The following is a 13597-nucleotide window of genomic DNA, read 5'->3' on the forward strand; positions in this document are numbered from 1 at the left end:
CGGCCCGTTCTGGGCGCGCCTCAATCGTAGCCCGAGATGGTCCCAGGCTGACAATTTCGACTGTAATGGACGTTCTTAAACGACTAGTCGTTGGGGACACTCTTTGGCACCGACCAAAAGGAGTGTCCCTATGTGACGCAAGAGTGTCCCTTTTGACTAGTCGTTTAAGAACGTCCCCAATGACTAGGTGGGGAAGGCGTGCGACAATGGTGGGCGTTGTGTTGTTCGCGCTAAGGAGTTGCCATGTTGTTGTGTCCCGTTTGCCATGAGCCGTTGGTGGGCGACGAGCGCGGTGCTGCATGCGCGGGCGGACACCGGTTTGACCGTGCGCGCGAGGGCTATCTATATCTGTTGCGCTCGTCCAAGAGCGGCGATTCCATGGGCGATCCCAAGTCACAGGCGCGCAGCCGACGTGACTTTCTGAACCGCGGATACTATGCGCCGTTGCGCGATGCGATGGTTGAGCTGGTGCGCGAACGAGCTCAGCGGTGCGCGGCTACGTCGGACAAGCCGCTGGCCTTGCTCGACATTTGCTGCGGCGAGGGCTACTACACCAGTGCTATGGGCGCGGTGCCGGGCGTGGATGCTTACGGTTTCGACCTGGGCAAGGAGATGGTACGCCTTGCCGCCAAGCGCGGCGATGCGACCTACTTCGTGGCCAACATGAAGGACATCCCCGTGGCCGATGGCGCCTTCGATATGGTGACCGAGCTCTTTGCTCCCTTTAACGAGCGCGAGTTTGCCCGCGTGCTGGCGCCCGAAGGCTCGCTCTACACCGTGGTGCCGGGCGCCCGTCATCTCTTTGGGCTTAAAGAGGTGCTCTACGACACGCCGTACCTTAACGATGAGAAGCTGCCGAAGACCACCGAGCTCGAGTTGGTCGGAACGCAGCGGGTATCTGCGAATATTACGCTCCAGACGCAGGCCGACATCGAGGCGGTGTTCCAGATGACGCCGTACTACTATCGCACACGCCCTGCCGACAAAGAGCGCCTGGCAAATCTGGACACGCTCCAGACCGATATCGACTTCATCATCGCCGAGTACCGTCACAGCTAACCTACCAAAAAGGGACAGGTTTATTTTGGCAGGTTTTATCTGGGCAAACGTAAAGGGCCGACCGCGGAGATGCGCGATCGGCCCTTTTTAGCTGCTTGATAGCAGGGGCTATGGGAGACAGGTGCCTACAAGCGGTCCTTGTTCTCGGCCTTAACGGCGTGTGCCTGCTGAACAAAGAACAGGTCGTACACCACGATGACAAAGGCGATGATATTGACGGAGCTGCCGCCGAGTGCGGGAAGCGTGAGCACGGCCTGGAGGAGCGTGGCTGCCGCGGCAACGATACCGAGCTTAAATGCGCCGTCTACCTGCGAAGGCTTGTTGGCGCCCTTGATACCGGCGACGCCTGCGGCAAGGTCGACGAGGCCCTTAACAATCACCACAACAGCGGCGAGCGTGGCGTTCGATCCGTAAGCGGATCCAAAATTGCCGGTAACAATGCCGGCAATTCCGATGACGAGGCTGGCGATGCCCAGAACAAAATAAATCAGGGCAAGGATTTTGAGTGTCTTGCGAGCAGCGCTCATAGCTGGTCCTTTCGATGCGGGCGCGGAGAATCTGTCGCGCCCAGGTTACGGCACATATCGTGAAGCACATTGTAGTTCAACGGGACGATGCATGCGTTTGAAAGCGTCTCTTGCCTGTACGGTCCAACCTTTCAAAAAGGAAAGCTGGACGTAAGCCAAATCGATGGCAGCTCATGTGCGGCGCTGCGATGATGAGGCCGTAACAAGGAGCTGGTCTCAAGGAGGAGTCATGATGTACGGAGTCAAGCAAGTGCGTGAGCCGCGGTCGCTGAGAAGGCGCATGAGCGATTCTGTGATCGCTGCCGTGTGCACGGGATTGATGGCGGTGCTTTGCATTGGGATGCTGTGGGCCATGTCGCATGTGGGACAATAGCGGACGGTTGGGTGCTGGCATAAACGGCGCCCCGCGTATTCGTTTGTTTATTAAGGAGTGTCCATGGGCGTCGTCGATCCCTTTTCTGTTGCTCGGGCCGCGGGGCTTGAGCTGACCGGGAAGCCCGAGGGCCTCACGCTCACCGACGGTACGATGGAGCTGCGAGCCGATTTTGCCCGCATGCTGCCACGACTCAAGCAAGGCCGTCTGCAGCAAGAGCTGCTGGTAAAGGCTGCGCGCACAAAAGGCATCGAGAGCCCATGGGCGATTGATGCCACGGCAGGCTTTGGCGAGGATTCGCTGCTGTTGGCGGCCGCGGGCTTTACCGTCGATCTGTATGAGCAGGATTGCGTGATCGCGGCGCTCCTCAAGGATGCTTTGGATCGCGCGGCAGATGAACCGGCGCTTGCGACAGCCGTGGCGCGCATGCGCTTGCATGCGGGCGAGGACAGCATTGCCGGCCTTCGCCATACAGCTGAGTTGATCGGGCGGGGCGAGCTTGCCGCTCCCGATGCGGTGTACCTGGACCCCATGTTTCCCGAGCGCACCAAGAGCGCGGCGGTGAAAAAGAAGTTCCAGCTGCTGCATCACTTGGAGCAGCCGTGCGCCGATGAGGAGGCGCTGGTCCAGGCAGCGCTTGCGGTGCATCCGCGCAAAGTCGTTATCAAACGGCCGGTGAAGGGCCCGTTGCTCGCCGGCATAAAGCCGAGCTATCAACTTGCGGGCAAGGCCGTTCGTTACGATGTTTTGGTGCCGCCGCGCCCGTAGTTTGCGTGCGATGGCTGGCGCTCCGTCAGTGCCGTGCCGATGTGGCGCCTATTTCCAAGGGTGCGACGTTAGGTGCCATCCACCGCAGTATTCGCATTTGTAGCAGGCCAAACCACGCCGCCCGCGGTTTTCGCAGTCGGCCATAACTGCCTCGGCCTCGGCGCGTGTGTCGTAACGGTTTTTGCGTTCGCACGACTTGTAGCGCCAGGCCTCATCGCGCTCGGCGTCCAGGGCGTCGCGGCGCTCGTCCTCGCGCGCAAACAGGTCGCTCATATCGCCGCCGGTAGCAGCGCCCAAAAACTCGCTTTTGGCCTTTGACCAGGCGGCTCGCTTTTTGCTTCCCATCTGCTTCGCGCCTCTCTCCAAACGCTGGTATCATTGCTCAACCAAAGTGATACCAATAAACGTGAGGTCGCCGCGTGATGATCAGAAAAACCCTCGATACTGACATTCCCGCCGTCATGGCTATCTATGACGCGGCCCGCGCCTTTATGCGCGCACATGGCAACGCTACGCAGTGGCCCGAGGGCACGCCTTCTGCCGAGCAGCTGGCTGCCGATATCGCTGCCGGTGGCAGCTATGTGTGCGAAGTCGATGGCCGCGTGGTGGCGACGTTTGCCTTTTTACCGGGCCCGGACGAGTGCTATGACGTCATTGAGGACGGTCAATGGCGTAGCGACACTCCGTACGCCGTGCTGCACCGCGTGGCATCCGACGGCACCACGCATGGCGTTGCGGCCGCGATGTTTGCCTTTGCCAAGGAACGTATCGACCATCTGCGCATCGACACGCACCAAGACAACCTGCCTATGCAGGGCGCCATCGCCAAGGCCGGGTTTAAGCGCGCCGGTATCGTATATGTGTCGGACGGTACGCCGCGCGTCGCGTTTGATTGGCTGCGCGAGACATAAGAGCGGGGACGCGTATCAACAATTCGCACGAACGAAAATGGCTCCGGGTGGGGCCATTTTCGTTCGCTGCACTGTTTTGAAAGCCGGCTTTCGCAAGGCGCGAACCTACGAAAATCGCCGCGCGGCAACGCGGGGCGATGAGCTCGGTCGGGGGATAGGGCCCGCTTCGCCCGCCGGCCCGTAAATTGTATCATCCAGTGTGGAGCGTGAGTGCCCGTTGCCGCGTGCGACGGGCTTGCAATAAGAGGAGAGCCATGTCGAAGCAAGCGGTCGTTGGAATCTTGGCGCATGTCGATGCCGGCAAGACCACGTTGGCCGAGGCCATGCTGTTCAACGCGGGTCGCATTCGCAAGCGCGGCCGCGTGGACGATGGCGATTCGCATCTGGATACGAACGAGATTGAGCGCGAGCGCGGCATTACGATTTTCTCGTCGCAGGCCGTGCTCGACCATGGCGATACCCACGTCATGCTCGTGGATGCACCGGGGCATGTCGATTTTTCTGCCGAGGCGGAGCGCACATTGCGCGCGCTCGACTATGCGATTTTGGTTGTGGGTGCCAACGATGGCGTGCAAGGGCACACCGAAACCCTGTGGCGCCTGCTTGCGCGCTATGACATTCCGACGTTCATCTATATCAACAAAATCGATTTGGAGAATCCCGGCCGCGATGTTTTGCTGGCACAGCTTGGGCAGCGTCTTTCCGAAGGCTGCCTGGATGCCAACGAACTGTTGGCGGGCGGTGCCGTTCAGGAGGACGCTGCTGCGTTGGACGAGGCGGCGCTCGAGGAGTTTCTTGAAGCGGGTGAGCTTTCCGTCGCAACGCTGTCGCGCATGGTTGCCGAGCGCAAGCTCTTTCCCTGCTTTGCCGGCTCGGCGCTCAAGGACCAGGGCGTGGACGAGCTGCTGGATAGTATATGCGCGCTGATGCGTGAACAGGCGTGGCTCCCGGAGTTTGCCGCGCGCGTCTATCGTGTCAGCCGCGGGGATCGCGGCGAGCGCTTGGCATGGGTTAAGGTGACCGGCGGCACGCTGCATGCCAAGCAGATGATCGCCGGGCGTTCCGGTGCCGAGGCATGGGAGCAGAAGGTCGATCAGGTACGCATCTATAACGGCGAGAAGTATGAGCTTGCCCAAGAAGTTGCTGCTGGCGGTATTTGCGCCGTGACGGGTCTTGCGCACGTTCGCCCGGGGGACGCCCTGGGCGCGGAGCCCGCGGGCGATGCGCCTGTCATTGCGCCGGTCCTCACCTATACGGTGCTTCCGGGCGAACACGATGTCCACGCGGTGTTCAAAGCGCTGACTGAGTTGGCGGACGAGGATCCCATGCTCGGCGTAAGCTGGAATACGCATCTTGAGCAGATTCATCTGCAGTTGATGGGCGCCGTGCAACTCGAGGTCGTGCAGCGGGTGCTGGCCGATCGCTTTGGCCTTGCGGTCGAGTTTGAGCCCGGCGGCATTCTCTATAAGGAGACTATTTCGCAGCCGGTCGAGGGCGTGGGCCACTTTGAGCCACTGCGCCACTATGCCGAGGTGCATCTGCGCCTGGAGCCGTTGCCAGCGGGTTCGGGCGTGCAGTTTGGCACCGTGACCTCGACCGACGAGCTCGATCTTAACTGGCAGCGTCTGGCGCTCACCAACGCCATGGAGCGCGATCATCTGGGCGCGCTGACCGGCTCGCCCATCACCGATGCGCGCATTACGCTTACGGGCGGCCGTGCGCATGCCAAACACACCGAGGGCGGCGATTTTCGCCAGGCCACGTACCGCGCGATTCGCCAGGGTTTGATGCAGGCACGTGAGGCCGGCACGGCGGTGCTGTTGGAGCCGTGGTACCACTTTGAGCTCGAGGTGCCGGGGGAGTGCGTGGGCCGGGCGCTCTCGGACGCCACGCGCATGGGTGCCGAGTACGAGCCGCCGACGATGGCGGGAGGCCGGGCGAAGCTTGTGGGTCGCGTGCCGGCATCCGAGGTGCAGGATTATGCGTTGGAGGTGGCTGCCTACACGAGCGGTCGCGGGCATCTGTACCTGGAGTTCGCCGGCTATTCGGCTTGCCATGATGCCGAGCGCGTAATCGAGACGGCCGCCTATGAGCCCGAGGCCGATCTGCCCAACACGCCCGACTCGGTCTTTTGCTCTCACGGCGCCGGCTACACGGTCAAATGGTACGACGTACCCGCCGCAGCTCACGTAAAGGTCGATCCCGCCACCTTCCGCCCCTGGCGAGCAGCAGACGCCGAGTTTTTCGGCCATAGGTGATAGAGGGTCAGACTCTTTACCGCATTTAATTGGTATAACTCGGTATAAGTTGGTATAACTGTTACCAGGGTTTACCGATCCGAGGAGGCCGACATGAATCCAAATCCCTTTAAGCCAACGGCAGGCAAGCGGCCTCCGATGCTCATCGGTCGAGAGTCGGTCATCGAAGATTTTGAGGAAGGACTCGACAACGGCGCCGGAGCGCCGGGTAGGCTCATGCTCATTACGGGAAATCGCGGCTGCGGCAAGACGGTTCTCCTGCGGGAGCTGCAACGTCTAGCCAATGAGCGCGGATGGGCGGTTGTCTCCGATTCCGCTTCGCTTGGCTTATGCGACCGATTGGCCGACGCGCTTCACTCGAATAAGCCCGCTGTGACGTCAATGGAGTTCGGTCCGTCGTTTGGCCGGATGTCGGTCGAGGCGGCGCGGGCAAAGGGCGAAACGTTGCGAGGGCTGGTCAACGAGCGCCTCAAGAAGCTCGGTCCAGGCAAGGGCATACTGTTTGCGATTGACGAGGCGCAATCGGCGTCTATCGAGGAACTGGCGGCTCTTGCCGTTCTCTATCAGCAGGTGCTCGGAGACCAGGATGCTACGGGCTTGCCCGATAGCGAGCAGCGCGGCCTTGCGCTGGTGTTCGCCGACTTACCCAGTATGGTTGACGATCTGCTCGAAGAGCCAAGCGTAACGTTTTTACGGCGTGCCCAGCAGCGTACGCTGGGGGCGATATCCTTGCCCAAGGTGCGCGATTCGTATATCCAGACGGTCAAGGACGCTGGTCTTTACGTGGACGCGGGGACGGCGGACCTTGCGGCGCGCAAGAGCATGGGGCATCCCTATATGGTTCAGCTGGTGGGATATTACATGTGGCGCTCTGCCGTCCGGCGTGGCTCGCAGGTCATCGAAAGGTGCGATGTCGAGGCTGGCCATACGGATGCCGTCTCCGAGTTCTACGAAGCGGTCGACGCGCCCCTGTATTACGGGCTGCGCAGTCCACAGCGCCTCTTTATCGAGGCCATGGCGGTTGACGAGGGCAAACCGACGCGCATGGCGGATATCATTGAGCGCTGCGATCGCACCCAGAGCTGGGCGAGTAAATATCGCGCAAGCCTGATTCGCGAGCGCGTCATCGGGGCTGCCGGATACGGTCTCGTCCGGTTTACCGTGCCCATGCTGGGCGAGTACATCCGCGATCGAGTTTTATGGCATGAGTAGGGTGATAAAGGTGACGGAACAGAAGATGAGCCCGCAGGCTATCGAGGTGCGTGGCGCGCGCGTGCACAACCTCAAAGACATCGATATCGATATTCCACTGGGAAGGCTTGTGGGCATTGCCGGCGTGTCGGGCTCGGGCAAGAGTTCGCTGGCGCTGGGGGTTCTTTATGCCGAGGGCTCGCGTCGCTATCTTGAGGCGCTCAGCACCTATACCCGCCGTCGTCTGACGCAGGCCGAACACGCCCAGGTGGACGAGGTGCTGCACGTGCCGGCGGCGCTCGCATTGCATCAACGCCCCAGCGTGCCGGGCGTGCGCTCGACCTTTGGTACCATGACCGAGCTCAACAACAGCCTGCGTCTGCTCTTTAGCCGTTGCGCCCATCACGTGTGCCCGCATTGCGGGGCGCGTGTGGAGCCGAGCCTTAACGTAGCTGCGGGCCTGTCGCTCACGTGTCCGACATGCGGCCGCGAGTTCTACGCGCCGAGTGCCGAGGATTTGGCTTTCAATAGCGGCGGCGCATGCCCCACCTGTGGCGGCACCGGTGTCATGCGCGAGGTGGACGAGGCGAGCCTGGTGCCAGATGAGTCAAAGACCATCAACGAGGGCGCAGTCCTTCCCTGGGGCACGCTCATGTGGGATCTGATGAAGCAGGTGGCAGGCGAGATGGGCGTACGCACCGACGTGCCGTTTAGCCAACTCACGCCTCAAGAGCGCGATATCGTGTTCCACGGCCCGGCGGTTAAGAAACACATTCTCTACGTTCCCAAAAACGGCGAGGGCGCCACGCCGCTCGACTTTACCTATTACAACGCCGTCTATACCGTTGAGAATGCGCTCGCTAAGGTTAAGGACGACAAGGGCCTCAAACGCGTTGCGCGCTTTTTGCGCGAGGGTCCATGCCGTGACTGTGGTGGCACGCGTCTCTCCGAGGCTGCGCGCCAGCCCCAGGTGTGCGGTATCAATCTGGCGCAGGCCGCAGCCATGACGCTGGGCGAGGCGATTGAGTGGGTGCGCGGAGTGCCCGCATCCTTGCCGCCCGAGATGCGGCCCATGGCGACGGATATCTGCGATTCGTTTTTGAGCGTGGCCCGTCGTCTGGTCGACCTGGGTCTCGATTACCTTTCACTCGATCGCGCCGGTGCCACGCTCTCCACGGGTGAGCGCCAGCGTGTGCAGCTCGCCCGCGTGGTGCGCAACCGGTCGACGGGTGTGCTTTATGTGCTGGACGAGCCCTCGATTGGCTTGCATCCTGCCAATGTCGACGGCTTGGTGGGCGTGATGCGCGACCTGGTAGGCGACGGCAACACCGTGGTTGTTGTCGACCACGATACGCGCGTACTGGCGGAAGCCGACTACCTGGTCGAGATGGGCCCCGTCGCCGGAGCAGGCGGCGGTAACGTGATCGCTGCCGGTACAGTAGACGAGGTCGAGCAATTGCAGGGCAGCCGTATCGCGCCGTTTTTGCGCGCCGAGCCCAAGCGCTTGCGCCCACAGGTGACTGACGACGAAATGTTCGATCAGGGCCATATCCGCATGGCAACCGGTGCCATCCATACCGTCAAACCGCTCGAAGTCGATATCCCGCGCGGTCGCCTTGTCGCGGTGACGGGTGTTTCGGGTTCGGGCAAGACGACGTTGGTGCTTGAGACGCTCATCCCGGCGCTTAAGGCGCAGGCAGCTGGCGAGCGCTTGCCACGCCACGTGAGTTGGATCGATGCCGAGGGCATTGCCCGCGCAAACCTGATTGACGCCACGCCCATCGGCGCCAACGTGCGCTCGACGGTGGCGACTTATGCCGACATCCATGATGAGCTGCGCCGCGCCTTCGCCCGTACGCCCGAAGCCAAGGCAGCCGGCTACAAGGCGGGCGCCTTCAGTTACAACACTGGCGCCTTGCGCTGCCCTACGTGTGACGGCACAGGCTCGATATCGCTCGACGTGCAGTTTTTGCCCGACGTCGAGATCGTCTGCCCAGCATGTCGCGGCTCGCGTTATGCAGACGCGGCTTCGCATATCCATCGCGAGGGCAAGGACGGGAGTCTGCTTACGTTGCCGCAGCTCATGGACATGAGTGTGGACGAGGCCCTCGACGCCACGGTGGGACTCAAGAAGGTTCAGGCGCGCTTGCAGACCTTGCACGACCTGGGCCTGGGCTATCTCACACTCGGTGAGCCCACACCGGCGCTCTCGGGCGGCGAGGCGCAGCGCCTTAAGCTCGCGAGCGAGATGGGCCGCGTGCAGGATGATGCCGTATTCGTATTTGACGAGCCCACGATCGGCCTGCATCCGCTCGATGTTCAGGTGTTGCTGAGTGTGTTCGACGGCCTTGTCGCCAAGGGCGCCACGGTTATCGTGATCGAACACGATCTCGACCTTATCCGAAATGCCGATTATGTGATCGATATGGGCCCGGGCGGTGGTGACGCCGGCGGGCAAATCGTCTGCGCCGGTACGCCGGGCGACATCGCAGCCTGCTCCGCAAGTATCACCGGCCGCTACCTATAACCGAATGTGACAAAGGGGCTGTCCCTTTGTCACATTCCGGCAAAGACTGTCGGCATCACGGTTTTCTGTTTCGGTTAATTCTGGTTAAAAGCAGTTAATTTCAGTTAAAAGCAGTTAATTCTGGTTAAAAACAGTTAATCACAGTTAAAGGCGAGCGCGTTGTCGGCACGGCGCTTGAATAGCTTGTGCCTGAGGGCCAAAATGGCCTCAGCCCATTCGCGGAATTTGCACGCCCTATAGTGAGTGGGCTCTCGTTTGAGCCGATGCTGCCAGGAGGCGGCCGATAGGGGCAATTATGGACAATCGAATCTTTGGGTATGCGCGTGTCTCATCTGAGGATCAGAACTTGGACCGCCAGTTAGACGCATTGGGAAGGTTTCCCGTTCAACGGGACCAGATTTACGCTGACAAGGCAAGCGGTAAGGACTTTAAGCGTCCTCAGTACCAGCGGCTTCTTCGCAGGTTGCGCGAGGGCGACGTTCTCGTGATCAAAAGTATCGATCGTTTGGGTCGTAATTATCGTGAAGTCCTCGATGAATGGCGACGCATCACGGTGGATAGGCATGCTGCCATCGTGGTGCTTGATATGCCTCTGCTCGATACACGCGAGCAACTCGACGGCATCACGGGAACATTCATGGCGGACCTTGTCCTCCAGATCTTGAGCTACGTGGCGCAGCTGGAGCGTGAAAACATCAAGCAGCGCCAGGCGGAGGGTATCGCATCGGCGCGTCTGCGGGGTGTGAGATTTGGAAGGCCGGCGCTCGAACGCCCGGATAGCTATAGCGATGTCATCAAATCATTCGAAGGAGGTGAGGTTACGAGGCAAGAGGCCGCAACGCTACTGAACGTCAGCACATCGACATTCGATCGTTGGAGGCGGGCGGACACGACCGGTTTTGACCGTTCGCCGTCCGTCCGTCCTCTTTAGCTAGACATTTTGACGAGGGGAGTTTATTGTACAGAGCTCACTCCTTCCCTCGATGTTTATCCAGTTCACGCCCTTGAACCAAATAGTGCCACCGCGTTGCCAATTCGTCTGCTTTTTGGCGAGGGGCTATAAGTCTTAACGTCAATCGAAGGGAAATAGTCGTGAAACGAAATGCTACTAAAAAGCAGCCTATGATGGGCTTGCTTGTCCTACTTATCTGTTCTCTAGGATTCATCTCGGCCTGTTCACAGAATGATGCAAACGCTGCAAAGTCGAAATATGTCGACGATAAGGCGATGAATGTTATCGCCGCCGGGTTTGAGAGAAGGTCCGACGTCATTGAATCTAATGCAAACGATGATGATCCTCATTCAACCGAGAATATCCAGGAAGCTATTGAGGCCGAAATCAAGAACGACAAGGAACTCAAGAACGCTAGGTTTAAGGATTCCAAGATGCAACAGGACGTAATCACGTATCTGAATCTGCTTGATGACCAGCTTAAAGTGACCGAGGATTACTCGCAATCGTCTTCGGATTATTACGAAGAGTGGAATAAGGTCTACGATAAGCGGTCTGCGCAGCTCAAAAAGCTTGTTGATAATTACGGGCTGGAAGTCGGGGAGAAATACAAGGATGATTTCAACGACTTAATTAAGAATGGAAAGTCCGTAGCAGAGAAGACCCGCTATGAGGATGCCATCAACAGTTTGATTCAGGGAGCAAATTTCGAAAAATCGGATGACGGTTACGGCCTGTATACGTATACGGCGGTAGTTGAGAACACCTCTGGTATATCGTTCTCTAACGTCAGCCTGACACTTGCTCTCTATGATGCAGATGACATCAAAGCGGAGGAGACCTATGCGGACACTTCTTCGTGGGCGCCGGGTGAGAAAGTCAAGTTCGAGGCAATGTCCGATGTTGACGCTGCGCGCGTTGTCGCATCTGTTTCCAGCTACGATGTAAATAAATAAGTTCTGCACGGAAGGGGCGGGTTAATCGGCAATGAATGGTTGACCTGCCCGTTTTATGCCAATTATTGAACAACAAGTGCCGCGAACGAATGTGTATTATATCGGATTGCAAACAACTGCCCTCGTCTAAAGACATGCTGAAAACGACAATTAAGGCATGAGGTATAACCCACGGCAGTTTCTTAAATAACAGGGATTTTGAAAGGAATAGGGGATGGATGAGATAGAGGAAGGCATGGGGGCGCTGAAAGCGAAACTCGGGAGAATCCTGACAAAGCCCAAGGTATTCTTTGCGGGCCTGGCGCTTGGTGGAGTGATTGTGGCTGTACTTTTCATTACCATCTTTAATAACGGCAAAGCTGCGGGCGCGAAAGAAACGACCCCCAATACGCTTTCCCCGTCGGTCGTGTTTGAACGCATCGCTTCCCAGAACGAGATGGTTTCTGCATCGCAGAACTATGCGATTGTCGATAAGGTGACGGATACCAAGAGGTTCTTCGATTGGTTTGATATCCCGTTTACGGAAAACAGCTTTTGGTACCGCTATGTGGGAACCATTAAGGCGGGTGTGAATCTCGAGACGGCAGAGATACATACAAACAAGAAAAAGCTGACCATTGCGATGGATGAGCCTTATGTAATTTCGAACACGCCGGATATGAATAAGTCGGGTGCTCTCGAGGAACGCAACAACATCCTCAATCCCATTGAGGTCAAAGACGTCACGGCGTTTGAAGCGCAGTGCAAGGAGCGGAGTGAAAGCGAGGCCATCAAGGATGGCAAGCTGCTCGAAGAGGCTCGAGTGAACGCCGAAGCAAATATCCGTGCGATGTTCAACTCGGCATTTGGCGATGAATATACGGTTGATTTCGACTATCGGAAATAGGAGGTCACTATGGAGGATAAAGACGATCTAGCTGTTGTCGAAAGGGAGGAGCTGTCGCGACATAAGCAGAGTTTTGATATCCGTAAGGCCGCTGCCGGGTTGGTTGATGGCGCCGGAAGCGCGATGGCGGGCGCGGTTGCAACCGTACAGAAAGTTGCCGATGGCGCAATGCGTGCTGCAACTCCGATGGTCGATGACGCCTTGGCGGCTATTGCTGATGCGGCCGATGGTGCAGCAGGTGCTGCTGCGGATATTGGTGACGCCGTCAACGATTGGGCATACCAGCAACAGCTCAATAGGTACAGGCCTGTAACCAAAGAGATCTATCAGAGCCCTTCATTCCATTTGCCGAACATGATTCGAATTGTTGACGGAAATGAGCGTCGGGGCATCGATGTCTGTAGGGATGCTATTGGTTGGTTGGATACTGTTAAGGGCACGCAGATTTTCAATTTGTACCGCGAGGCAATTGGGGATAGCGAGCTGTCTTTCTACCCTAAACCATCTCTTTATTCCACATATTACATAGATGCTTTTGATCGGTCTCGCTTTGTTGATCTAGACTCCTATTTCGCAACCATGCAACAAGACAAGATGGCCGAGTTGAGACGGATTGCGTTCATGCTTGGCGCGAAGCGCTGCAAGTTGGAGGTGACGGAGTACGAGGAAACTCGGAGAGGCCACCAGGTTAAGGGGAATGCCAAAGCGGGAAAGAAGGGCTCGGCTCGAATCAACGGCTCTTTGAGCGATTTAACGAGAAATGAGAAGAAAATCCTGTTTACACAGGAATTCGAGGGAGACATGGTTCCACAGCGCCCTGAACTCCATTGGTATGCCCATGACTCTGACATTCTCTTGTTAATCGAAACGAGATGCGGTGGAGAGGATAAAAACAAGGCGAAGAGTTATCGGGTTGAATTGAAAAGCGAGACGACCATGACCATGTCCGTATCGCTTGCTATGGCTATCGATGAGGCATGCAGCAAGCTGAACATAAGGGCGAATTCGAGCCTGACAAGCCAAGCTAAGCGAGAACTTCGGCAGTCGTTTGTATTTGAAGTTGAATTCTGACGTGAATTGTCAGCAGCCAAATGCGGCAAAGGGTCTGTCTGTTAGCGTCGGATTATTTTAGCCAAATATAGTCGGCCGAGATTGACCAATCCCGGCCGACCCATTTTAGCCAACACGC

12 protein-coding genes are annotated in these 13597 nt (G+C 58.2%); 10 read left to right on the forward strand and 2 right to left on the reverse strand.

From position 1 onward, the window contains the following. The first annotated feature begins 243 nt into the window (after positions 1-243). The gene (locus ABHU32_RS09505; RefSeq protein ID WP_346979759.1) at positions 244-1059 is read left to right on the forward strand and encodes a putative RNA methyltransferase; all 816 of its coding nucleotides are present in this window, start codon (positions 244-246) and stop codon (positions 1057-1059) included. Positions 1060-1184: 125 nt separating this feature from the next. Here ABHU32_RS09505 and ABHU32_RS09510 read toward each other — a convergent pair whose 3' ends face one another. After that, positions 1185-1586: a hypothetical protein gene (locus ABHU32_RS09510; RefSeq protein WP_195625274.1), complete on the reverse strand. Its 402-nt coding sequence runs from the start codon at positions 1584-1586 to the stop codon at positions 1185-1187. A 436-nt stretch (positions 1587-2022) separates the two neighbouring features. On the opposite strand from ABHU32_RS09510, the gene ABHU32_RS09515 reads away from it, so the two are divergent. Continuing rightward, positions 2023-2727, forward strand: coding sequence for a class I SAM-dependent methyltransferase (locus ABHU32_RS09515; protein WP_346979760.1), 705 nt, complete (start codon positions 2023-2025; stop codon positions 2725-2727). 48 nt (positions 2728-2775) lie between these two features. Here ABHU32_RS09515 and ABHU32_RS09520 read toward each other — a convergent pair whose 3' ends face one another. Further along, positions 2776-3072, reverse strand: coding sequence for a hypothetical protein (locus ABHU32_RS09520; RefSeq protein WP_055310006.1), 297 nt, complete (start codon positions 3070-3072; stop codon positions 2776-2778). 77 nt (positions 3073-3149) lie between these two features. On the opposite strand from ABHU32_RS09520, the gene ABHU32_RS09525 reads away from it, so the two are divergent. The 8 genes from ABHU32_RS09525 (at position 3150) to ABHU32_RS09560 (ending at position 13479) form a co-directional block, all read left to right on the forward strand. Further along, entirely contained in the window at positions 3150-3638 is a 489-nt protein-coding gene (locus ABHU32_RS09525) for an N-acetyltransferase (protein WP_346979767.1), read from the forward strand. Positions 3639-3892: 254 nt separating this feature from the next. Then, positions 3893-5896: a GTP-binding protein gene (locus ABHU32_RS09530; RefSeq protein ID WP_346979761.1), complete on the forward strand. Its 2004-nt coding sequence runs from the start codon at positions 3893-3895 to the stop codon at positions 5894-5896. A 93-nt stretch (positions 5897-5989) separates the two neighbouring features. Next, on the forward strand, positions 5990-7108 hold the full coding sequence (locus ABHU32_RS09535; RefSeq protein ID WP_346979762.1) for an AAA family ATPase: 1119 nt from the start codon (positions 5990-5992) through the stop codon (positions 7106-7108). Positions 7109-7118: 10 nt separating this feature from the next. Further along, positions 7119-9614: an excinuclease ABC subunit UvrA gene (locus ABHU32_RS09540; RefSeq protein WP_346979763.1), complete on the forward strand. Its 2496-nt coding sequence runs from the start codon at positions 7119-7121 to the stop codon at positions 9612-9614. 295 nt (positions 9615-9909) lie between these two features. Beyond that, positions 9910-10545: a recombinase family protein gene (locus tag ABHU32_RS09545; protein WP_346979764.1), complete on the forward strand. Its 636-nt coding sequence runs from the start codon at positions 9910-9912 to the stop codon at positions 10543-10545. Positions 10546-10736: 191 nt separating this feature from the next. Further along, the gene (locus ABHU32_RS09550; RefSeq protein ID WP_346979765.1) at positions 10737-11522 is read left to right on the forward strand and encodes an FxLYD domain-containing protein; all 786 of its coding nucleotides are present in this window, start codon (positions 10737-10739) and stop codon (positions 11520-11522) included. Between the two features lie 214 nt (positions 11523-11736). After that, positions 11737-12408 carry a DUF4230 domain-containing protein gene (locus ABHU32_RS09555; RefSeq protein ID WP_161160376.1) on the forward strand — a complete coding sequence of 224 codons (672 nt, stop codon included), beginning with the start codon at positions 11737-11739 and terminating at the stop codon, positions 12406-12408. A gap of 9 nt (positions 12409-12417) precedes the next feature. Next, positions 12418-13479 carry a hypothetical protein gene (locus tag ABHU32_RS09560; protein WP_346979766.1) on the forward strand — a complete coding sequence of 354 codons (1062 nt, stop codon included), beginning with the start codon at positions 12418-12420 and terminating at the stop codon, positions 13477-13479. The last annotated feature ends 118 nt before the right edge of the window (positions 13480-13597 follow it).

Source organism: Collinsella aerofaciens (genome assembly GCF_039758965.1).
GTDB lineage: Bacteria > Actinomycetota > Coriobacteriia > Coriobacteriales > Coriobacteriaceae > Collinsella > Collinsella aerofaciens_BR.